The organism is Clostridium sp. USBA 49 (assembly GCF_900167505.1).
Lineage (GTDB): Bacteria > Bacillota > Clostridia > Clostridiales > Clostridiaceae > Clostridium_AT > Clostridium_AT prolinivorans.
Genome location: NZ_FUYD01000005.1, coordinates 20648 through 43099, shown reverse-complemented (window position 1 = coordinate 43099; position 22452 = coordinate 20648). Strand labels below are relative to the sequence as shown.

The 22452-nt window shown below is 29.7% G+C and carries 18 protein-coding genes and 2 other annotated features; of the genes, 7 read left to right on the top strand and 11 right to left on the bottom strand.

Annotation, left to right across the window (positions count from 1 at the left end):
• Nucleotides 1-172 precede the first annotated feature (172 nt).
• The 5 genes from uxaC (at nt 173) to B5D11_RS06485 (ending at nt 5393) form a co-directional block, all read left to right on the top strand.
• Entirely contained in the window at nt 173-1579 is a 1407-nt protein-coding gene (uxaC, locus tag B5D11_RS06505) for a glucuronate isomerase (protein ID WP_078682242.1), read from the top strand.
• Nucleotides 1576-2631, top strand: a complete 1056-nt coding sequence (gene uxuA / locus B5D11_RS06500; protein ID WP_078682241.1) for a mannonate dehydratase — start codon at nt 1576-1578, stop codon at nt 2629-2631. The genes uxaC and uxuA overlap by 4 nt, the downstream gene beginning before the upstream one ends.
• A 2-nt stretch (nt 2632-2633) precedes the next feature.
• A complete protein-coding gene (locus B5D11_RS06495) occupies nt 2634-3491 on the top strand; it encodes an SDR family oxidoreductase (RefSeq protein WP_078682240.1) in 858 nt (285 codons plus the stop codon).
• 249 nt (nt 3492-3740) lie between these two features.
• Nucleotides 3741-4010, top strand: coding sequence for an ACT domain-containing protein (locus B5D11_RS06490; RefSeq protein WP_078682239.1), 270 nt, complete (start codon nt 3741-3743; stop codon nt 4008-4010).
• 24 nt (nt 4011-4034) lie between these two features.
• Nucleotides 4035-5393: a PFL family protein gene (locus tag B5D11_RS06485; RefSeq protein ID WP_078682238.1), complete on the top strand. Its 1359-nt coding sequence runs from the start codon at nt 4035-4037 to the stop codon at nt 5391-5393.
• A 116-nt stretch (nt 5394-5509) separates the two neighbouring features.
• On the opposite strand, the gene B5D11_RS06480 is transcribed toward B5D11_RS06485, so the two are convergent.
• From B5D11_RS06480 to B5D11_RS06440, 9 genes are all read right to left on the bottom strand, one after another.
• Nucleotides 5510-6067: a Fe-S-containing hydro-lyase gene (locus B5D11_RS06480; protein ID WP_078682349.1), complete on the bottom strand. Its 558-nt coding sequence runs from the start codon at nt 6065-6067 to the stop codon at nt 5510-5512.
• Nucleotides 6068-6083: 16 nt separating this feature from the next.
• Entirely contained in the window at nt 6084-6926 is an 843-nt protein-coding gene (locus tag B5D11_RS06475) for a fumarate hydratase (RefSeq protein WP_078682237.1), read from the bottom strand.
• 280 nt (nt 6927-7206) lie between these two features.
• A complete protein-coding gene (ilvB, locus tag B5D11_RS06470) occupies nt 7207-8898 on the bottom strand; it encodes a biosynthetic-type acetolactate synthase large subunit (RefSeq protein ID WP_078682236.1) in 1692 nt (563 codons plus the stop codon).
• Nucleotides 8899-8929: 31 nt separating this feature from the next.
• On the bottom strand, nt 8930-9994 hold the full coding sequence (leuB, locus tag B5D11_RS06465; RefSeq protein WP_078682235.1) for a 3-isopropylmalate dehydrogenase: 1065 nt from the start codon (nt 9992-9994) through the stop codon (nt 8930-8932).
• Nucleotides 9994-10485, bottom strand: a complete 492-nt coding sequence (leuD, locus tag B5D11_RS06460) for a 3-isopropylmalate dehydratase small subunit (protein ID WP_078682234.1) — start codon at nt 10483-10485, stop codon at nt 9994-9996. Before leuD ends, leuB begins: the two co-directional genes overlap by 1 nt.
• Nucleotides 10486-10502: 17 nt before the next feature.
• The gene (gene leuC / locus B5D11_RS06455) at nt 10503-11768 is read right to left on the bottom strand and encodes a 3-isopropylmalate dehydratase large subunit (protein WP_078682233.1); all 1266 of its coding nucleotides are present in this window, start codon (nt 11766-11768) and stop codon (nt 10503-10505) included.
• Entirely contained in the window at nt 11719-13368 is a 1650-nt protein-coding gene (cimA, locus tag B5D11_RS06450; RefSeq protein WP_078682232.1) for a citramalate synthase, read from the bottom strand. Before cimA ends, leuC begins: the two co-directional genes overlap by 50 nt.
• Nucleotides 13369-13424: 56 nt before the next feature.
• On the bottom strand, nt 13425-14420 hold the full coding sequence (gene ilvC, locus B5D11_RS06445) for a ketol-acid reductoisomerase (protein ID WP_078682231.1): 996 nt from the start codon (nt 14418-14420) through the stop codon (nt 13425-13427).
• A gap of 104 nt (nt 14421-14524) precedes the next feature.
• Nucleotides 14525-14721, bottom strand: a binding site (T-box leader).
• A 121-nt stretch (nt 14722-14842) separates the two neighbouring features.
• Nucleotides 14843-16375, bottom strand: a complete 1533-nt coding sequence (locus B5D11_RS06440) for a 2-isopropylmalate synthase (protein WP_078682230.1) — start codon at nt 16373-16375, stop codon at nt 14843-14845.
• A gap of 50 nt (nt 16376-16425) precedes the next feature.
• Nucleotides 16426-16621: a binding site (T-box leader), on the bottom strand.
• Nucleotides 16622-16884: 263 nt separating this feature from the next.
• Here B5D11_RS06440 and B5D11_RS06435 point away from each other — a divergent pair.
• Nucleotides 16885-18246 (top strand): ATP-binding protein, encoded by a 1362-nt coding sequence (locus tag B5D11_RS06435; protein ID WP_078682229.1) that lies wholly within the window; start codon nt 16885-16887, stop codon nt 18244-18246.
• 367 nt (nt 18247-18613) lie between these two features.
• Nucleotides 18614-19300, top strand: coding sequence for a FadR/GntR family transcriptional regulator (locus B5D11_RS06430; protein WP_078682228.1), 687 nt, complete (start codon nt 18614-18616; stop codon nt 19298-19300).
• A 275-nt stretch (nt 19301-19575) separates the two neighbouring features.
• Here the strand turns inward: B5D11_RS06430 and ilvD are convergent, their stop codons facing one another.
• Both ilvD and cwlD read right to left on the bottom strand, forming a co-directional pair.
• A complete protein-coding gene (gene ilvD, locus B5D11_RS06425; protein WP_078682227.1) occupies nt 19576-21246 on the bottom strand; it encodes a dihydroxy-acid dehydratase in 1671 nt (556 codons plus the stop codon).
• A gap of 185 nt (nt 21247-21431) precedes the next feature.
• Nucleotides 21432-22136: an N-acetylmuramoyl-L-alanine amidase CwlD gene (gene cwlD / locus B5D11_RS06420; RefSeq protein WP_078682226.1), complete on the bottom strand. Its 705-nt coding sequence runs from the start codon at nt 22134-22136 to the stop codon at nt 21432-21434.
• Nucleotides 22137-22452: the final 316 nt, after the last annotated feature.

Genomic DNA, 22452 nt, shown 5'->3' with positions numbered 1-22452 from the left:
ATAAAACACCTATTAATCTAAATATATATTAAATATACAATAACTTATATTCGCAATTTTTGCAAGTTTAATAGCAATTATAACATATTTAAGTTTATACCAAAATTGCTATAATAAAATCAATTCAAAGAAATTATATCCGTTTTATCAAATATTAAAGAGGTGATATATCTTGTTAGATAACGATTTTATGCTTAAATTAGAAATATCAAAAGATCTTTATAATAGCATTGCAAAAAATGCTCCAATTTATGATTTTCATTGCCATCTATCCCCTAAAGAAATATACGAGGATAAAGTATTTAGCAACATATCTAAAATATTTCTTCAATTTGATCACTATAAATGGAGAGCAATGAGATTTGCTGGAGTACCAGAAAAATATATTACTGGCGATGCAGAAGACTTAGAAAAATTTAAAATGTGGGCTAAAACCTGCGAAAAACTTATTGGTAGCCCTCTTTATCATTGGACAAACATGGAGCTTAAAAAGTTTTTCAATATTAATGAAATTTTAAAAGAAAGTAATGCTGAAAAAATTTATAATCAATGTAATAAAAAAATACAAGAAGAAAATCTATCCCCAGTTAAATTTATAAAAAATTCAAATGTAAAACTTATTTGCACTACTGATGATCCTGCTGACAATCTTAAATATCACAAACTTTTATCTCAAAGGGAAGATCTAGGTTTTAAAGTTTTACCAACCTTTAGGCCGGATAAAGCTTTAAATATTTTAGATGAAAACTTTAATAATTATTTAGAAAACTTATCTAAATCTTGTAATATTGAGATTAACTCATATGACGATTTAATAACTGTTTTAAAGGAAAGAATTTCTTATTTTAATGAAATTGGTTGTAAACTATCTGACCACTCTCTTGAAACTTTAGTCTACTATCCTACAAACGAAATAGAAGTATCAGTAATATTTAAAAATAGATTAAATGGTAACTCTATTTCTTTTGAAGATGCTGAAAAATTTAAATGTCATACTCTCAGACTACTTGCAAATGAATACAATAAATTTGGTTGGATAATGCAGCTTCATATAGGTGCAATGAGGAATAATAATGAAGCAATGTTCAAAAAACTTGGTTCTGACTCTGGATTTGACATTATGAACGATTTTGAGGTGGCACATCATTTATCAAAATTACTTAATGAAATTAATAATTCTCTAAACCTTCCTAGAACAATACTTTATACTTTAAATCCAAAAGATAATATTGTTCTTTCAACATTATCACACTGCTTTAGCGAAGATAATGTACCTGGAAAAATACAGTTTGGAGCAGCTTGGTGGTTTAATGACAATAAAAAAGGTATATATGAGCATTTAGAAGATATATCAAATCAAGGTATGCTTGCTTATTTTGTTGGAATGGTTACTGATTCAAGAAGCTTTTTATCTTATGTAAGGCATGATTATTTTAGAAGAATATTATGTAATTTTATTGGTGATTTAATAAACAACGGCGAATTTGAAAAAAGCTATGAACTTATTAAAGAAATTATTGAAGGCATATGCTTTAAAAATATAAAAAATTATTTAGAATTGGAGGAAATAATAAAATGAAACTTTCATTTAGATGGTATGGATTAAATGATCCTGTAAAAATTCAATACATTAGACAAATACCTAATATGTACAGCATTGTAACTGCAATTTATGATGTACCCGTAGGTGAAATATGGGATATGGATAAAATACTTAAACTTAAAAATGAAGTTGAAAATGCTGGGCTTAAGTTTGATGTTATTGAGAGCCTTCCTGTACATGAAGATATTAAACTTGGACTTCCTACAAGAACTAAATATATTGAAAATTACAAACAAAGCATAAGAAATTTATCAAAAGCTGGAGTCAAAGTAATTTGTTATAACTTTATGCCAGTATTTGATTGGACAAGAACTCAACTTGATAAAAAATTAGAAGATGGTTCAACCACTCTTGTTTATTATGTAGATCAAATTAAAAAAATGGATCCTCTTACAGGTGAACTTTCATTACCAGGTTGGGATGCAAGTTATACAAAAGAAACACTTAAAGATGTATTTGAAAAATATTCAAAAATAGATAAAGAAACTTTATGGATCAATTTAGAATATTTCCTTAAAGAAATTATACCAGTTGCTGAAGAAAATGATGTAAAAATGGCAATTCATCCTGATGATCCACCTTATTATATTTTTGGACTTCCACGAATAATTACAAATGAAGAGAACTTAGACAGATTATTAAAATTAGTAGATAGCAAATATAATGGGCTTACCTTTTGTACAGGTTCTCTTGGATCAGCTAAATTTAATAATATAGTAAAAATGGTAGATAAATATTCATCTCAAGGCCGCATACATTTTATGCATATCAGAAATGTAAAACTTCTTGATGATGGAAGTTTTGAAGAAAGTGCTCATTATTCACCGTGCGGTTCTTTAGATATTGTTGAAATAATGAAAGTACTTCATAAAAATAAATTTGATGGATATATTAGACCTGATCATGGAAGAATGATTTGGGGTGAAAGTGGAAGACCTGGATACGGTTTATACGACCGTGCATTAGGTGCTATGTATATTACTGGGATATGGGAAACTCTTGAGAAATTAGATGAGGGAGGAAAATAAAAATGAATTTATCTTTTAATGTAAATTTAACTAATAAAGTAGCTGTAGTGACTGGTGGTGCAGGTGTTCTCGGAAGTTATTGGGTAGATGCACTTGCAGAAGCTGGAGCAAAGGTAGCAATATTGGATTTAAATTTAGAAAACGCTAAAAGAAAAGCTAAAGAACTTGAAAATAATGGTAAAACTTCTTTAGGTGTTGAATGTAATGTTCTTGATAAAGAAAGTCTTAAAAAAGCTCATAAAATTATATTAGAAAATCTTGGTCCTTGTGACATACTTGTAAATGGAGCAGGTGGAAATAATCCAAAAGGAACAACAACTAAAGAGTATTTATTTGCTGAAGATTTAACAGAAGATAAAAAAGATATTATTACTTTCTTTGATCTTGATCAAAAGGGAATAAGTTTTGTATTTGATCTTAATTTTCTTGGAACATTGCTTCCATGTCAAGAATTTGCAAAAGATATGATAGGAAGAAAAGGCTGCAGTATAATAAACGTTTCATCCATGAATGCATTTACGCCGCTTACTAAAATACCTGCTTATTCTGGAGCAAAAGCTGCAATATCAAACTTTACACAATGGCTTGCAGTTCATTTTTCAAAAGTAGGTATAAGAGTAAATGCTATTGCTCCAGGTTTTCTTATAACATCTCAAAATGAAGCATTGCTTAAAAATCCTGATGGAAGTTTAACTGAACGTTCAAAGAAAATATTAACTAATACTCCAATGGAGAGATTTGGAAATCCAGAAGAGCTCTGTGGTGCACTTTTATTTTTAGCATCTGAAGATGCATCTAGTTTTATTACTGGAATAGTTCTTCCAATTGATGGTGGTTTTTCTGCTTATTCAGGGGTTTAATATTTCATTATAATTTATATGAATTTAATCTTTATGATATTGCTATAAAATATAGGGTGAGTTTAATACTTTATTATAATTTATATGAATTTTTGAATAGCTTTATATCTCTTAGCATAATTTACTATATTAATCACTACAAAAAATAAACTTTTAAAACATTTACATTTTCTTATTCCTATTGAATATAATTAAATTTAGCTGTATAATTTAAAGAACATATATTTTATGAGTGGGGGCAAAGCTTTTATGAGATCTGTTATTACTGTAATTGGAAAAGATAAAGTAGGAATTATTGCTGGTGTAAGTGATATTTTAGCAAAAGAAAATGTAAATATCCTTGATATATCACAAACAATTATGCAAGGTTTTTTTACAATGGTTATGTTAGTAGATTTAGAACAATCAAAACTTCCACTTGTTGAATTATCTGATAAGCTTCTTGAAAAGGGAGCTGAAATGGGAGTTGAAATTAAATTACAACATGAAGATATTTTTAATTCTATGCACAGAATATAATTAAAATATTGTAGGGGAGCTATTATGTTAAGAGATTACGAAATATTAGAAACTATAAATATGATAAAAAATGAAAATCTCGATATTAGAACTATAACAATGGGAATATCACTTAGAGATTGTTCTGGTTTTAATGGAGCAGAAGTTAGAAGAAAAATTTATGATAAAATAACTAAATATGCTGAAAATCTTGTTAAGGTCGGAGAAGATATTGAAAAAGAATATGGAATCCCAATAATAAATAAAAGAATATCTGTTACCCCTATTTCTCTAGTTGCAGAAAGCTGCGATGATGAAAATTATGTAGAATTTGCTAAAACATTAGATAAAGCAGCAGATGCAGTAGGAGTTAATTTTATTGGTGGTTTTTCAGCTCTTGTTCATAAAGGCTATACTTTAGGAGATTCAAAACTCATTAAATCTATTCCTGAAGCTTTAATGGTAACAAATAAAGTATGCTCATCTGTAAATATAGGTAGTACAAAAGCTGGTATTAATATGGATGCAGTTAAAGAAATGGGAGAAATAGTCAAAAAAACTGCAGAAATTACCGCCGATAAAGATGGTCTTGGTTGTGCAAAACTTGTTGTATTTTGTAATGCAGTAGAAGATAATCCCTTTATGGCAGGAGCATTTCATGGAGTTGGTGAGCCTGAATGTGTTATAAACGTAGGTGTTTCAGGCCCTGGTGTAGTTAAATCTGCACTAGAAAAAGTAAAGGGAGCAGATTTTGGAGTTGTATCAGAAACAATAAAAAAGACTGCTTTTAAAATAACTCGTATGGGGCAGCTTGTAGCTCAAGAAGCTTCAAAAAGATTAAATGTTCCTTTTGGTATTGTAGATTTATCTTTAGCTCCTACTCCTTCTATAGGAGATAGTGTAGCTCATATATTAGAAGAAATGGGTCTTGAAAAATGTGGTACCCACGGAACCACTGCAGCTCTTGCACTTCTTAATGATGCAGTAAAAAAGGGTGGAATAATGGCTTCTTCATATGTAGGAGGTTTAAGTGGTGCATTTATTCCTGTAAGCGAAGATGCTGGTATGATATCTGCAGCTGAATGTGGAGCACTTACTATTGATAAGCTTGAAGCAATGACTTGTGTATGTTCAGTTGGTCTAGATATGATTGCAGTTCCAGGTTATACAACTGCCGAAACTATATCAGCTATAATTGCCGATGAAGCTGCAATAGGTATGATAAATAATAAAACTACCGCAGTAAGAATAATACCTGTACCAGGTAAAGATGTAGGTGATAAAGTAGAATTTGGTGGACTTCTTGGATTTGCACCTATAATGCCTATTCATAATTACAAAAGTACTGAATTTATAAATCGTGGTGGGAGACTTCCCGCTCCTATTCAAAGTTTAAGAAATTAATAATAAGTGCCGTATTTGCAATAATTGTAAATACGGCACTTATTTTAATATATTATTTTTTATATTTTGTTTATTTAAACACACTTAATAATTCTGCTGCAAAACACATAATATCATTATTTTAAACTATATAAATATTGATTTGGCCCTATTTCATATAAATTATTTCCTTCACAATCTATAACTACTATTGCTGGAAAATCTACTACTTCTAATTTTCTTATAGCTTCTGCACCTAAATCTTCATAAGCTACAATTTCTGATTTTACAACTGACTTTCCTATAAGAGCCGCTGCTCCTCCTATGGCTGCAAAATAAACACCTTTATTATTTTTTATACTTTCTATAACTTCTGCATTTCTTAATCCTTTTCCTATCATTCCTCTTAATCCTTTTTCTATAAGTCTTGGTGAATAAGAATCCATTCTATAACTTGTAGTTGGTCCTACTGAACCTATTACTTGACCAGGTTTTTCTGGTGTAGGTCCAGCATAATATACTATAGAATCTTCTATATCTATAGGAAGCTTTTCTCCTTTATCTAAAAGTTCAATAAGCCTTTTATGAGCTGCATCTCTTGCTGTATATATAGTGCCTGTAATAAGTACGCTATCTCCTGCTTTAAGTTCTTTTATTTTTTCTTTTGTAAGTGGAGTTGTTATCTTTTTTTCCATAGCCATGTAACCTCCATTATAATTTTATTTCTTTATGTCTTGTAACATGACAGCTTATATTTACTGCTACTGGAAGACCAGCAATATGAGTTGGATATGTTTCTATGTTTACAGCAAGTGCCGTTGTTCTTCCTCCAAAACCTTGAGGCCCTATGCCTAAAGAATTTATCTTTTCTAAAAGTTCTTCTTCAAGTTCTTTATAAAAAGGATTTCTATTTCTTTCATTAATTGGTCTTAATAAAGATTTTTTTGCCATAATGGCAGCTTTTTCAAAATTCCCCCCTATACCTACTCCCACAATTATAGGAGGACAAGGATTAGGGCCAGCTTCTTTTACAGCTTCAATTATAAATTCTTTAACACCTTTAATTCCGTCTGAAGGCTTTAACATTTTTATTTTACTCATATTTTCAGAACCAAATCCTTTAGGGGAAACAGTTATTTTTAATTCATCTCCTGTAACTATTTCATAATTTATAATTGCAGGTGTATTATCTTTAGTGTTAATTCTATTTAAAGGATCCTTTACTACAGATTTTCTTAAATAACCATCTATATACCCTTGTCTAACTCCTTCATTTATTGCATCTTCAAGACTTCCTCCTATAATATGAACATCTTGTCCCATTTCTATAAAAACACATGTCATTCCAGTATCTTGACAGATAGGCATATTCTCCTTTTTAGCTATATCAGCATTTTCTAATATTTTTTCTAATATTTCTTTTGCAAAAGGCCAATTTTCTTTATTACAAGCTTCTTCTAATTTTTGTTTAATGTCTTCTGATAAAAAATAATTGGCTTCTATACATAAATTTCTAACTGCTTTTGTAATTTCTAAAACATGTATTTCTTTCATTTATTATCCTCCATTTTATATAATATTATTATCTCACAAAAAGACTTATTGTTAAATATTTACAAATATATAATAGAAATTTAAAAATATTATAAATTGTATAGTGAAAATTATTTTACAACTTATTGTGATTTAATTATGATATTAAATTTTATAAAAACTAAAAAATATTATTTGCTTTTGTACTTCATTTTATCATAATTATTTATAAATTTTAAAGGCCATCAGCGTATAAATGCTAATGACCTTTATTATATTATATACTAACTTAATAATAGCATTAAATTTCTTCAATGATATTATTAATAGGCTCCCCAGGAGGTACTATTGGAAAAACTTTATCATCACAGTTAATATCGCATTCTATAAGCATAGGTTCATTACTTTTTAGTCCTTCTATTAATGCACCTTCAATTTGATTATCTTCTTCTATTCTTATAGCTTTTATTTTATATGCTTTTGCTAAATCTACAAAATCTACATCTGGCTGCAGAGTAGTTTCAAAAAATCTGCCATTGTAGAACAAATCCTGCCATTGACGTACCATCCCAAGAGCATGATTATTAAATACAATCTGTATAATAGGAAGTTTATTTCTTGAAATAGTAGCAAGTTCAATAGAATTCATTTTAAAACTTCCATCACCTGCAATATTTATTACTTTAGCATCAGGTCTACCTATTGAAACTCCTATTGCTGCACTTAGTCCATACCCCATAGTACCAAGACCACCAGATGATATGAAAGTTCTAGGTTCTGAATATTTATAAAATTGTGCTGCCCAAATTTGATTTTGCCCTACTTCTGTAGTAATAATTGCTTTTCCATTAGTAAGCTCATATAGCTTTTCTAAGACTTTTTTAGGACTTACTCCTCCATTATTTTTATATTTTAAAGGATAATTTTCTTTAAAATATTGTATTTGCTTATTCCATTCACTTTCTTCTTTTTCTTTTACTTCTTTATTAAAAATGTTTAAAATATTCTTTATATCGCCCCAAAGCTCTATATCATTTTCTATTATTTTACCAAATTCTCTTTTATCTATATCAATATGAATGATTTTTGCATTTTTTGCAAAACTTTCTTTATTACTAACAACTCTATCGCTAAATCTTACCCCAATAGCAATAAGTACATCACATTTATTTATAGCAATATTTGAACACTTAGTTCCATGCATTCCTACCATTCCAGTAAAATACGGATGAGTTCCTGGAAAAGCTCCAAGGCCCATAAGAGAACATGTAACAGGTGCTTTTATTTTTTCTGCAAATTCAAGCAATTCTTTATTTGCTCCAGAAATATTTACTCCTCCACCTGCAAAAATCATTGGCATTTCACTTTTATTAATTATTTCAACAGCATCTTTTAATCTTATCCTTAATTCTTCTTTATAATCATCATTATAACAAATATCTTTTTCTGGTTTAAAAGAAATATCTATGCATTTAGGCTCATATTCCATAGTCATAGCTTGTAAATCCTTCGGGATATCTATAAGTACAGGACCCGGGCGTCCAGAGCGAGCAATCTCAAAAGCTTCTCTAACAATTTTGGGGATATCCTCTATATCTTTAACTTGATAATTCTTTTTAGTTATAGATTTTGTTATGTTTATAATATCAACTTCTTGAAAAGAATCTTTGTTTAATAAATCACGAGATACTTGACCCGTAATAACTACAATAGGAACAGAGTCTCTATAAGCTGTTGCAATTCCAGTTACAGTATTAGTAGCCCCTGGACCTGAGGTTGCTATAACAACTCCTACTTTGCCCGTAGCTCTTGCATATCCATCAGCTGCATGTGTTGCCCCCTGCTCATGTGCTGTAATTATATGCTTTATATCTTTTCTATCATATAAAGCATCGTAAATTGGTAATACTGTTCCTCCTGGATATCCAAAAATAACATTAACCTCTTGCTCTTTCAGGCATTCTAATAGCACCTCTGCGCCCTTTAGCTTCATTATATTATAGCCCCCTTTTATTAGAATTTGTCTAAATTTTTTCTACTATTAAATCTCCCATTTTTTCTGTACCAACAACTTTTGTCCCCGCTTCATAAATATCTAATGTACGATATCCTTCATCTAATACTTTTGATACAGCTGATTCTATATCATTTGCTGCATCATCCATATCAAAACTATATCTAAGCATCATAGCAACACTTAAAATTGTAGCAACTGGATTTGCTTTATCCTGTCCAGCAATATCTGGGGCAGAACCATGAATAGGTTCATACAATCCTCTTTTACCTTCTCCAAGACTTGCAGATGGAAGCATACCAAGTGAACCTGTAAGCATTGATGCTTCATCACTTAAAATATCTCCAAATAAATTTTCAGTTAATATTAAATCAAACTGTCTTGGATTTCTTATAAGCTGCATAGCAGCATTATCTACATACATAGTATTAAGCTGTACTTGTGGATATTCTTTAGCAATTTTAAATACAATTTCTCTCCAAAGCCTTGAACTTTCTAAAACATTAGCCTTATCCACTAATGTAAGCTTATTTTTTCTCTTCATTGCTGTTTTAAATGCAACATGAGTAATTCTTTCAATTTCATAAGCTGAATACATCATAGTATCCCAAGCTTTAGGTCCCTCTTCTGTTTCTATTCTCTTTTTTTCTCCAAAATATGCCCCTCCGATTAGCTCACGAATAACCATAATATCGAGTCCATCTCCAAGGACTTCCTCTTTTAAGGTGGAAGCGGATTTTAACTGAGGAAATAATATAGCTGGTCTTAAATTTGCAAAAACTCCAAGAGCTTTTCTTATACCCAAAAGTCCTGCTTCTGGTCTAAGATGTCCAGGAAGAGTATCCCATTTTTCTCCTCCTACAGCCCCTAATAAAACAGCATCACTATTTTTACAAATATTAATAGTTTCTTCAGGTAAAGGTACACCAGTTTTATCTATAGCAATACCTCCCATAAGTACTTCTTCAAACTCAAAAGAACAATTGTATTTTTTAGAAATTGTATTTAAAACTTTTAAAGCTTGTTTTATAACCTCTGGTCCTATTCCATCTCCTGGAATAACAGCAATTTTCATTATTTTTTCACCGCCTTTGCTATATAATTAATCAATCCTTCTGCATTAATAATTTCCTGAATAAAAGGTGGAAAAGGCTCTGCCTGATAAGTTTTATTTTTTGTAATATTTGTAATAATCCCAGTATTTACATCTATAGTAATTTCGTCATTATCTTCTATATCTTGTACAGCTTCAGGACATTCCATAATAGGAAGACCTGTATTAATAGCATTTCTATAAAAAATTCTAGCAAAGGTTTCTGCTATAACACATCCTATTCCTGATGCTTTAATAGCAATTGGCGCATGCTCTCTTGAAGATCCACAGCCAAAATTTTTTCCAGCAACCATTATATCACCTGGTTTTACTCTACTAGAAAAATTTTTATCTAAATCCTCCATACAATGCATTGCTAGTTCTTTAGGATCACTAGTATTTAAATATCTTGCAGGAATAATTACATCTGTATCTACATTATTTCCATATACAATAGCTTTTCCTTTTAACATTTTATCTCCCGCCTTTCCTACATTCCAAGTTCTTCTGGTGAAGATATTTTTCCAGTTACTGCAGAAGCTGCTGCAACTGCAGGACTTGCTAAATATACTTCACTTTCTGGATGACCCATTCTTCCTACAAAATTTCTATTAGTTGTTGCAACTGCTCTCTCACCTTTAGCTAAAATTCCCATATGACCTCCTAGACAAGGTCCGCAAGTAGGAGTACTTACCGCTGCTCCTGCTTCTACAAAAATTTCTAAAAGCCCTTCTCTCATAGCTTGTAAATAAATTTTTTGTGTTGCTGGGAAAATAATTACCCTTACATTAGGATTTACTTTTCTACCTTTTAAAATTTTAGCAGCAGTTCTCAAATCTTCAATTCTTCCATTAGTACAAGAACCAATTACAACTTGATCTATTTTGATATCTCCAACTTCATCAATAGTTCTTGTATTCTCAGGTAAATGTGGGAAAGCCACTGTAGGCTTAATAGTTGATAAATCTATTTCTATAACTTTAGCATATTCTGCATCTTCATCTGCTTTATAAATTTTATATTCTTTTGTAGAATGAGCTTTTATATATTCAATAGTTTTTTCATCTACATCAAAAATTCCATTTTTAGCTCCAGCTTCAATTGCCATATTTGCCATTGAAAATCTATCGTCCATAGATAAGCTTTTTAGTCCATCACCTGTAAATTCCATAGACTTATAAAGAGCTCCATCCACTCCTATTTCTCCTATTATATGAAGAATAACATCTTTTCCGCTTACCCAAGGATTTAATTCTCCTTTAAGAACGAATTTAATAGCCTCAGGTACCTTAAACCAAGCTTCACCTGTAGCCATCCCTGCTGCCATATCAGTACTTCCTATACCAGTAGAAAAAGCTCCTAACGCTCCATAAGTACAAGTATGAGAATCTGCACCTATAACAACATCACCTGCAACTACTAATCCTTGTTCAGGAATTAAAGCGTGTTCAATCCCCATTTGACCAATTTCAAAATAATTTTTAATTTCCATTTTTCTTGCAAATTCTCTTATACATTTACACTGTTCTGCAGATTTAATATCCTTATTAGGAGTAAAGTGATCTGGAACAATTGCTATTTTTTCTTTATCAAATACATTATTTATTCCTATTTTTTCAAACTCTTTTACCGCAACAGGTGTTGTTACATCATTTCCTAAAACTAAATCTAATTTTGCTTTTATTAATTCTCCTGCTTTTACGCTTTTAAGCCCTGCATGAGCAGCCAGAATTTTCTGTGTCATCGTCATGCCCATTATTATCTCCTCCTTGTTGTTCCATTTCTTTATAAAGAAAATATTCTATAGAATCCACTAAGGCAATCCAGCTTGCTACTATTATATTGCTAGATACTCCTACATTCCCCCAAACATTTTCTCCATCTGTTGACTCAATATGAACTCTTACTTTTGCAGCAGTTGCTTCATTTGACCCAAGTACTCTTACTTTATAATCGGTTAACCTTACTCTTTTAAGAGCAGGATAAAAGCTCTCTAATGCTTTGCGAAGTGCTGTATCTATAGCATTTACAGGTCCATCACCTTCTGCAACTGTAAGTTTTTCTAATCCATCAACTTCAACTTTTATTGTAGCTAAAGAATTATACTCTCCATTATATTTTTCCTGACATATTATATTAAAATCTTTAACCGAGAAAAACTCTTTACCTTTTCCCAAAGCTCTTTTTACTAAAAGTATAAAAGAACTTTCTGCTCCTTCAAATTGATAACCTTCATGTTCTAATTTTTTGAGTTTATCAATTATTTCTTGCACTTCTTTTGAATTTTTTGTAACCCAAGGAGCTTCCTTTTGAATTTTTGAAAGAATAGTGCTTTTCCCTGAAACTTCTGACATTAATATTTTTCTTTCATTTCCAACTAATTCTGGAGAAATATGTTCAAAAGATTTTGAATTTTTATATACTGCGTCAATATGCATTCCACCTTTATGTGCAAATGCACTATTTCCTACATATGGTAAATGTTCATTGTGAGGTAAGTTTGCAATTTCACTTATATAACGAGATAAAGATGTTAATTCACGTATTTTATCTTCAAATACACAATCTTTTTTCATCTTAAATTTAAGATTAGGAATAATAGTACATAGATTTGCATTCCCACAACGTTCTCCATATCCATTTATTGTACCTTGAACTTGTAGCGCTCCATTTTCTACTGCTACTAGCGTATTAGCAACAGCCATTCCTCCATCTTCATGACAATGAATTCCTATAGGAACATTAAATGTACTTGTAACTTTTTTTACAATTTCAGCTATTTCTGAAGGTAAACTTCCACCATTTGTATCACAAAGAACAACCCAATCTGCCCCTGCTTCTATAGCTGTTTCTATTGTTTTCATTGCATAATTTTCATTTTCTTTATATCCATCAAAGAAATGTTCTGCATCAAAAATAACTTCTTTTCCCTTACTTTTAAGATAATATATAGTATCTTTAATCATACTTAAATTTTCTTCTAAAGAAGTCCTAATAATTTCAGTAACATGGAAATCCCAACTTTTCCCGAATATAGCTACTGCTTTTGTATCTGCCTTTAATAAAGATTGAATGTTGGAATCTTCCTCTACACTTATCCCTGCTCTTCTTGTGCTTCCAAATGCAGTTAGAACGGCATTTTTGAATTGATATTTTCCGACTCTGTAAAAGAATTCTAAATCTTTTGGATTGGAGCCGGGATTCCCGGCTTCAATATAATCTACTCCAAAAGCGTCTAATTGAAGTGCAATTTTTAATTTATCCTCTACAGTAAAAGATATTCCCTCCGATTGTGCACCATCTCTTAAAGTCGTATCGTAAATAAATATTTTATTATTATTTTTTAAATTCCCAATTTTTCACCACTCCTTTATTCTTTTTTATTCTTAAATATATAACCTAAAAATATATTTTATTTATTTGGAATCCAAGACATCATTTTTCTTAATTCTTTACCTACTTTTTCAATTTGATGTTCTTGTTCTCTTTTTCTAATAGCATTAAATGAAGGACGGTTTGCTTGATTTTCTAAAATCCATTTTCTAGCAAAAGTTCCATCTTGAATTTCTGAAAGTACCTTTTTCATTTCCTTTCTTGTCTCTTCAGTAATTAATCTCTTACCAGTAGAGTAATCTCCATATTCAGCTGTATCACTAATAGAGTATCTCATGTAGCTTAATCCTCCTTGGTTGATTAAGTCTACAATAAGTTTCATTTCATGAAGACATTCAAAATAAGCACTTTCTGGTTGATATCCTGCTTCTACTAAAGTTTCAAAACCTGCTTTTATAAGCTCTGTAACTCCTCCGCAAAGAACTGCCTGTTCTCCGAAAAGATCTGTTTCAGTTTCTTCTTTAAAAGTAGTTTCAAGTACTCCAGCTCTTGTTCCACCTATTCCTTTTGCATAAGCTAAAGCATATTCTTTTGCTTTACCAGAATAATCTTGATATACTGCAATTAAGCAAGGTACTCCTTTTCCTTCTTGATATTGACTTCTTACTGTATGACCAGGTCCTTTTGGTGCTACCATAAATACATCAACAAATGCTGGTGGCTTAATTTGTCCAAAATGAATATTAAATCCATGGGCGAATAGTAAAGATTTTCCTTCAGTTAAATTAGGTTCTATACTATTTTTATAAAGCTCAGCTTGTTTTTCATCTGGTATAAGAATCATAATAAAGTCTGCATATTTTACAGCTTCATCTGTTTTCATAACTTTAAGCCCTGCATCTTCAGCTATCTTCCAGGATTTACTTCCTGTATACAAACCTACAACAACATCTACACCACTATCTTTAAGATTTAATGCATGTGCATGCCCTTGACTTCCATAACCAATTATTGCTACCTTTTTCCCCATTAATAATTCTAAATTTGCATCATAGTCATAATACATTTTTGCCATTTTTTATTCCACCTTTCAAGATTTTATTATTTTTATTTTTTTATGCTAAAACTAATTAAAAATTAAACTATTTTAATTTTTAGGTATAAAAAAACAGACCTCCACCCTGGGGCGAAAAGTCTGTCGCGGTACCACCCAAATTTTTACTCATTTATATAACGGCAACAGCCGGCACAGCTTACTATAAGTTCAGCCTGCAGCTCCGGGATGATTTTCTGCAACATTTTGTTTACGGGCTTTCACCTTACCCCGCTCTCTTTTAAACAACACTATTGCATACTCTTCCCTTCATAGCTTGTATTTACTTATATTTTTTATTTGTTATTTATTAGTTTAATTTTATGAAAATTATTAATTATTAATTTACTATGTTTAAGTCAAAAAGTCAACATTCTTTTTTCTGAAATTTGAATTATTTTTAATTATTTTGTTGAAATCATTTCTGAATTATTAAGCATTCTATTTATTGCATTTATATATGCTTTTGCACTAGCTTCAATTATATCTATGCTAATTCCTCTGCCTGTAAAAATTTTTCCATTATTTTCAATTCTTACAGAAACTTCTCCTAATGAATCAGTTCCTCCTGTAATTGATTTTAAGAAATAATCTTTTAAGTTTATTTCAAGTCCTACAGCTCTATCTATAGCTTTGAAAACCGCATTAATAGGACCTTCTCCGCAAGCAGCTTCTTCTGATATGCCTTCTTCATTTTTTATTTTTACTGTAGCAGTAGCACTTAAATTATTGCCACTTGAAATATGGAAAGATTCTAATTGGAAAATTTCTTTTTCATGAACTATTTCTTGTCTAATTAATGATTCTATATCTTCATCGCATATTTCCTTTTTTCTATCTGCCAAATCTTTAAATTTTTGAAACGCCTCATTTATTTTTTCTTGACTTAAATTGGTATAGCCTAATTCTTTTAATCTTTGTTCAAAAGCATGAGTTCCTGAATGTTTGCCCAAAACCACTAAACTTTTCTTTAATCCAATGGATTCAGGTGTCATTATTTCATAAGTTTCTCTGCAACTTAATACACCATGTTGATGAATACCTGATTCATGTGCAAAAGCATTTGCACCAACAATAGCTTTATTAGGCTGAATTTGAATTCCAGTAAGCTGCCTTACCAATTCGCTTGTATTATGAATTTGCTCTGTAATAATATTGTTTTCAATTTTATCAAATAAATCTTTTCTTGTCTTAAGAATCATTACTAATTCTTCTAAAGCAGCATTTCCAGCTCTTTCTCCAAGCCCATTTATTGCACATTCAACTTGTGTTGCACCATTTTCAATTGCAGCAAGAGAATTAGCTATAGCAAGGCCTAAATCATTATGACAATGTACACTAATAATTGCTTTGTCAATATTTCGAACATTATTTTTAATTGAACGAATAAATTCACCAAACTCATTAGGTACTGCATAACCTACCGTATCTGGTATATTAACTACTGTAGCTCCGGCATCTATTACTGCTTCCAATACTTTATATAAAAATTCAGGATTTGTTCTTGTTCCATCTTCTGGTGAAAATTCTACATCATTGCATAATGACTTAGCATAACTTACCATTTCAGTTGCTCTTTTTAAAACATCCTCTGGAGACATATTTAACTTATATTTCATATGCAAATCAGAAGTTGCAATAAAAGTGTGTATTCTTGGTCTTTCTGCGTATTGTAATGCTTCCCAAGCTCTATCTATATCTTTTTTTACAGCTCTGGCTAAACCTGTAATTATAGGTCTTTTTACATTTTGAGCAATTAATTTTACTGCTTCAAAATCTCCATGACTAGCTATTGGAAAACCTGCTTCAATAACATCTACACCTAATTTATCTAACTGCTTTGCAATTTCAAGTTTTTCTAATTTATTTAAATTCACTCCAGGAGTTTGTTCTCCATCTCTAAGCGTTGTATCAAATATAAAAATCCTATTTCCCATATTCCTCCACACACTCCCTTAAAATTGAAATAAAAAAAGACAGACCTCTTGCTTGGGGCGAGAGTCTGCCGCGGTACCACCCAAATTTTTACTTACTTTAATAACGGCGTAAACCGGCACAGCTTACTATAAGTTCAGCCTGCAACTCTAGGGTGAGTTTCTGCAGCAATTATCTACGGAATTCCACCTTTCTCCGCTCTCTGTGAGATAAAAGCTCTGCATACTTATCCCTATCTTTGTTTTTCACGTATTGAATGAAATAATAATTTTACATGCAGTAATCTGAAGATTGCTACATCATTTTTTTAAATAAGTTTTTGTGTTTATAATAAATAATACTTTTTTTATCTTTGTTTGTCAAGTATAAATTTATATTTTTAAAAAAATTAATCAATTGACACATTTCTAAAATAAGAGTATATTAATTTTAAAATATCAAAAATCATAAAAATCTGAAATTTAAAATTGCATATTTTAAAAATTCATTTTATTTAACTGGAGGAATTTTTATGGAGGAATCTTATACAAATTCTAAAATTAAAAGAACTAAATTAGCTTTTGATTCACTTTCTATATATAGAAATTTATTAGAAAACAAAGCTCTTAACAAATTATATGAGCTTTTTGATTATCTAAATCAAGAAAAAATTGATTTATCTTATTTTACTAATCTTTATAATGATTTTTTCCTAAAATTATGCTATAGTTCTAATAAATCTTTAAAAGATCTTGTCATAGAATTAATTCTTTTTGACGAAAATCCATTTTCTTTAAAATTACAGTCGAAAAATAAAGAAGCATATATTTTGCAAAAAACTGTTGAAAAAGATTTGAATAATTTACAAATTATATCATCAATTGCTTCTAGTATGATAAAAACTTATGCATTAGAAATTTTTAATAATATTGAATTTAGTTATGAAACAATAAAAAATCTTCCGGATTGGGAAACAGAATATAAGGATTTATCTGAAAATGAACAATATCCAAATCATTATAAATCAATGAGAAAGTATTTATATGATTGTAACAGGTGGAATGAATGCATTAAATATTTAATAGAATATTATGAAAAATATGGCTGCGGTATATTTAGCCGTTATAGAGCGTTTGTTTGGGAAAATTCAGGGTATGAAAGAAATTTTAAACCAATTTATGAGTTTGACACAATTTCTCTTTCAGATTTTATTGGATATGAATTAGAACGTTCAAAAATCATAGAAAATACATTACAGTTTTTAAAAGGTTTTAGTGCAAATAATGTTCTTTTATATGGAGATAGAGGTACAGGAAAGTCTTCAACAGTAAAAGCTCTTTTAAATGAATATCACAATCAAGGGTTAAGAATAATAGAAATACCTAAATCTTATCTTACAGATTTTCCTCTTATTTTAAGAGCCGTAAGAAATAAACCTCAAAAATTTATTATTTTTATAGATGACTTATCATTTAAAGAAGATGATGAAAATTATACTGCATTAAAAGCCTTACTTGAAGGAGGTTTAGAAAATAAACCAAATAATGTTTTAATTTATGCTACATCAAACAGAAGACATTTAATAAAAGAGACTTTTAATGATAGAAATGGTCTTTCATCATCTAATACAAATGAAGAAATACATGCAGCAGATACTATTCAAGAAAAACTATCTCTTGCAGATAGATTTGGCATAACAGTAGTATTTTCTGCTCCAGATAAAAATCAATACTTAAAAATAGTAAATGGTATTGCAACAAAAAGAAATATTTCAATAAATAAAGAAGAACTATGCAAAGAAGCTTTAAAATGGGAGCTCTCATACAATGGACGTTCACCAAGAACAGCTCGTCAATTTATTGATTGGTTAGAAGGTCATAAAAATTTATATTAAACTAAAACCATACTATAAGTAAAACCATGTTATAAATAAAATTATATTATAAATAAAACCATGCCATTTATGCATGGTTTTTATTTATATAAAAATAAAGATATTTTCATAATATAATTAACTTTCAATAAGCTGTAAATTAATTTATACTATACAATTTATAGTGTTTCTAAATTTCTATTATATCTATATATAATAAAATGGTCGACATTTAATAAAAATGTTTTTTGTAAGACAATATTTCTATATAAGCTTAAAAATTACATTATAAAATTCATATGTTGCATTAAATTATTTATTATTTTATTGAAAAATATTAATGCTTATTGTATTCTTTAAGTACTTAATAAAAGGAGATGTTGTTTTTATGTCTAAAAGGGAAAAAATTTTAGCAGAAACTATTGCTGATGACATACTTGCAATGATTACAATAGATAAAAAATTCGCCCCAGGAGATAAACTCCCCAATGAAAATGAGCTTTCTTCTGAACTTGGTGTAAGTAGAACTACATTAAGAGAAGCCATACGCATTTTAGTTGCTCACAATGTATTAGAAATTAAAAGAGGCAAAGGTACTTTTATCACTAACAATCCAAATTTTTATGAGCATTTTAATTTGTCAGAACTTTCTAGTATAAGACTTAATATAAAAGATTTATATGAAATGAGACTTATATTTGAACCTAAAATAGCCTATTATGCAGCAAAGCGGGCTACTGATAAAGATTTAGAACGAATTATTTATTATGGAAAACTTGAAGAAGAAAAAATTTTAAAAAACGAAGATAGAACAGAGGTTGAGCAAGCATTTCATAATTCTATTGCTAAAGCAACTCATAATGAATTTATGGATAAACTTATGCCTATTATTTATAAAGCTATTTATAAAGGTGTAATTTTATCCGAAGATAACCCCATACTAATACAAGATACAATTAATGATCATAAAATGGTTATGGATTTTCTCTCTAAAAAAGATGCTCAAGGAGCTGAAACCGCTATGAAACTTCATATTATCCATGCCATGAGAGGATTAGGAATTGATAATGAATAAAAACTAAATTTCCCAAATAAAAATTAATTTTTATTTATAGAATAAATAAAATATAGTTCATAAACTAATTTTTTATAAAAATATTTAATATTAAAATAGCCATAAATCAAAAGTATTTTCGTTAAACTTAACTAACGCTTAAACAAACGAAAAATATTATAGATTTATGACTATTATTTTATAATATTAAACTAAATGTGTTATAATACTAATTAATATATTATTGAAAAAGGTTAAAAAATTTATATGCTTTAATAAATTTTCATTTATATTATTTATCTTTTAGGGATTTCTAAAACAGCACCTCTATTCCCTGATGTTACTAGTTCAGCATATCTTGAAAGATACCCAGTTGTAATTTTAGGCTCTCTAGGTTTCCAATTAGCTCTTCTTCTTTCTAATTCCTCATCACTTACAAGAAAATTAATTGTATTAGCTGTAATATCTATTTGAATTATATCTCCTTCTTCAACTAATGCAATATTTCCTCCAACAGCTGCCTCTGGAGAAACATGGCCAATTGCAGCACCTCTAGTAGCACCACTAAAACGTCCATCTGTTATAAGAGCTACTGAACTCCCTAATCCTCTTCCTATAATTGCTGAAGTTGGATTAAGCATTTCTCTCATTCCAGGGCCTCCTTTAGGACCTTCATACCTTATCACAACAACATCTCCGGCAACTATTTTCCCTGAATTTATAGCATCTAGGGCATCTTCTTCGCAATCAAATACTCTTGCTGGTCCTTCATGTTTTAACATTTCAGGTGCAACAGCAGAACGTTTAACTACACATGAATCTGGTGCAAGATTTCCTCTAAGGACTGCTATTCCTCCAGTTTCACTATAAGGGTTATCAACAGGTCTAATTACTTCAGTATTTTTGTTATAACAACCTTTGATATTTTCAGCAATAGTTTTTCCAGTACATGTAATTAAATCTGTTTTTAATAAACCAAGTTTATTTATTTCATTCATAACTGCATAAATTCCACCAGCTTCATGTAAATCTTCAATGTATGTATTTCCTGCAGGGGCAAGATGACAAAGATTTGGTGTTTTTGAACTTATTTCGTTAGCTAAATCAATATTTAATTCAACTCCTGCTTCATGGGCAATTGCTGGCAAATGAAGCATACTATTTGTACTGCATCCAAGAGCCATATCCATAGTTAATGCATTTTTAAATGCATCTTCTGTCATAATATCCCTTGGTCTTATATCTTTCTCAAGTAATTCCATAATTTTCATACCTGTATGTTTTGCCAGCTTAATTCTTTCTGAATAAACTGCTGGAATAGTACCATTACCTTGTAATGCCATTCCAAGAACTTCTGTTAAGCAATTCATACTATTTGCTGTATACATTCCAGAACAAGAACCACATGTTGGGCAAGCCTTATTCTCAAATTCTTCAAGTTTTTCTTCTGTAATTTTTCCTGCATTAAAAGCTCCAACTGCTTCAAACATACTTGAAAGACTTGTTTTACAGCCATCTACTTTCCCAGCGAGCATAGGGCCTCCGCTTACAAAAATTGTTGGAATATTAATTCTTGCTGCTGCCATTAAAAGTCCCGGCACATTTTTGTCACAATTAGGAACCATTACAAGAGCATCAAATGCATGTGCCATAGCCATTGCTTCAGTTGAATCTGCAATAAGCTCTCTTGTAACAAGTGAATATTTCATACCTTGATGTCCCATTGCTATACCATCACAAACAGCAATTGCAGGAAAAACAATAGGTGTACCTCCGGCCATTGCTACTCCAATTTTAACTGCTTCTACAATTTTGTCTAGATTCATATGACCTGGTACTATATCATTTTGTGAACTTACAATACCTATAAGCGGCCTATCCATTTCTTCTTTAGTAAGCCCTAAAGCATTTAATAAAGAACGATGTGGTGCGCTTTTGCTACCTTTTTTTATTGCATCACTTCTCATAACTATACCACCTTTTTATATATTTAATCGCTCAAAATAGTTGTCTAACATTATTTTACGTTGTATGATGTCTATTGTCAATTAAATTATCTTTAATACAATCTAAAATTTTTTAATTTTTTAATTTTTCTATAAATTAATTGTAAAAAACGACATATTCCCTGGGAAATATGTCGTTTTTATAATTACATATTTTCTTTTTTAAAATACTCATTTATTGATTTTACTAAAGATTCTACAATTTTTTCTTGATAATTTTCATCTAAAAGTCTCTTTTCTTCTTCATAGTTTGATAAAAAACCACATTCTACTAAAATTGATGGCATTTTATCACTGCAAGATAAAATTTTATAATTATTTTTTGCAGGTTTTTCTACTCTTTTATTATCATGATTTAAATCTATTTTTAAATTTTCCTGTACTATATGAGCCAATGTACTGCTTTTTTCATTATTAGAATACCATACTTGTGCACCATAATATTTCTCTTGTGGAAAATGATTTTGATGTATACTTATAAATAAATCTGCATTGGACTCTTCTTTTATTTTACATCTATTTTCCATATCTTGTGCTTTTTTAGTAGTATTTCTTTTTCCTTCTTCTATAAGTGCTTTATCTGTTTCTCTGATCATAACAACTTTGTATCCATTTTTTATTAAAGCATCTTTTAGTTTAAGACTTATAGCTAAATTAATATCTTTTTCTTTTATTCCTGTTTTACCTATTGCTCCGCCATCATATCCACCATGTCCTGCATCTATAAGAATAGTTTTCTTATCATTTGTACCTTTATTTCGTGCTGATACTGGTAATATACTATATATAGCTAAAATTACTGCAAAAAAAGCAATTATGCCCAATTTACCTTTTATTTTTTGTATAATCATCAAAAATACCTCCTTTAAAATTTTGTTCAAGAGAAATATTTTTAATGAATAGATTTGTTGCATAGATAATTTTATTGTTTTTAATGTATTTGTTCATTTCTTATATAAGTTTTATTATTTTCCTTATTTATTATAAGAACATAAAACTTACTACTTTTATAAGGTTTTTTATTTAGATTTAATTTAAAACCTTTATTATAGTTTTGACTAAATTTATTTTTTTAAATTATAAAATTTTTGGTAATTTTTTTGAAATAAAAAAACGCCAGAGGCTCTTCCCCTGACGTTTGTATCTTCTTTGAGCAAATTTTGAAAT

Excerpts from the sequence above, each read along its gene's own strand:
- leuC (WP_078682233.1), bottom strand. The coding sequence starts at position 11,768 with ATGGGCATGACGATGACACAGAAAATTCTGGCTGCTCATGCAGGGCTT.
- ilvC (WP_078682231.1), bottom strand. The coding sequence starts at position 14,420 with ATGGCAAAAATGTATTATGACTATGATGCAAATTTAGAATTATTAATG.
- B5D11_RS06495 (WP_078682240.1), top strand. The coding sequence starts at position 2,634 with ATGAATTTATCTTTTAATGTAAATTTAACTAATAAAGTAGCTGTAGTG.
- B5D11_RS06485 (WP_078682238.1), top strand. The coding sequence starts at position 4,035 with ATGTTAAGAGATTACGAAATATTAGAAACTATAAATATGATAAAAAAT.
- uxuA (WP_078682241.1), top strand. The coding sequence starts at position 1,576 with ATGAAACTTTCATTTAGATGGTATGGATTAAATGATCCTGTAAAAATT.
- B5D11_RS06440 (WP_078682230.1), bottom strand. The coding sequence starts at position 16,375 with ATGGGAAATAGGATTTTTATATTTGATACAACGCTTAGAGATGGAGAA.
- ilvD (WP_078682227.1), bottom strand. The coding sequence starts at position 21,246 with ATGAGAAGTGATGCAATAAAAAAAGGTAGCAAAAGCGCACCACATCGT.
- leuB (WP_078682235.1), bottom strand. The coding sequence starts at position 9,994 with ATGAAAATTGCTGTTATTCCAGGAGATGGAATAGGACCAGAGGTTATA.
- B5D11_RS06480 (WP_078682349.1), bottom strand. The coding sequence starts at position 6,067 with ATGGAAAAAAAGATAACAACTCCACTTACAAAAGAAAAAATAAAAGAA.
- ilvB (WP_078682236.1), bottom strand. The coding sequence starts at position 8,898 with ATGAAGCTAAAGGGCGCAGAGGTGCTATTAGAATGCCTGAAAGAGCAA.
- B5D11_RS06435 (WP_078682229.1), top strand. The coding sequence starts at position 16,885 with ATGGAGGAATCTTATACAAATTCTAAAATTAAAAGAACTAAATTAGCT.
- cwlD (WP_078682226.1), bottom strand. The coding sequence starts at position 22,136 with ATGATTATACAAAAAATAAAAGGTAAATTGGGCATAATTGCTTTTTTT.
- leuD (WP_078682234.1), bottom strand. The coding sequence starts at position 10,485 with ATGTTAAAAGGAAAAGCTATTGTATATGGAAATAATGTAGATACAGAT.
- B5D11_RS06475 (WP_078682237.1), bottom strand. The coding sequence starts at position 6,926 with ATGAAAGAAATACATGTTTTAGAAATTACAAAAGCAGTTAGAAATTTA.
- B5D11_RS06430 (WP_078682228.1), top strand. The coding sequence starts at position 18,614 with ATGTCTAAAAGGGAAAAAATTTTAGCAGAAACTATTGCTGATGACATA.
- B5D11_RS06490 (WP_078682239.1), top strand. The coding sequence starts at position 3,741 with ATGAGATCTGTTATTACTGTAATTGGAAAAGATAAAGTAGGAATTATT.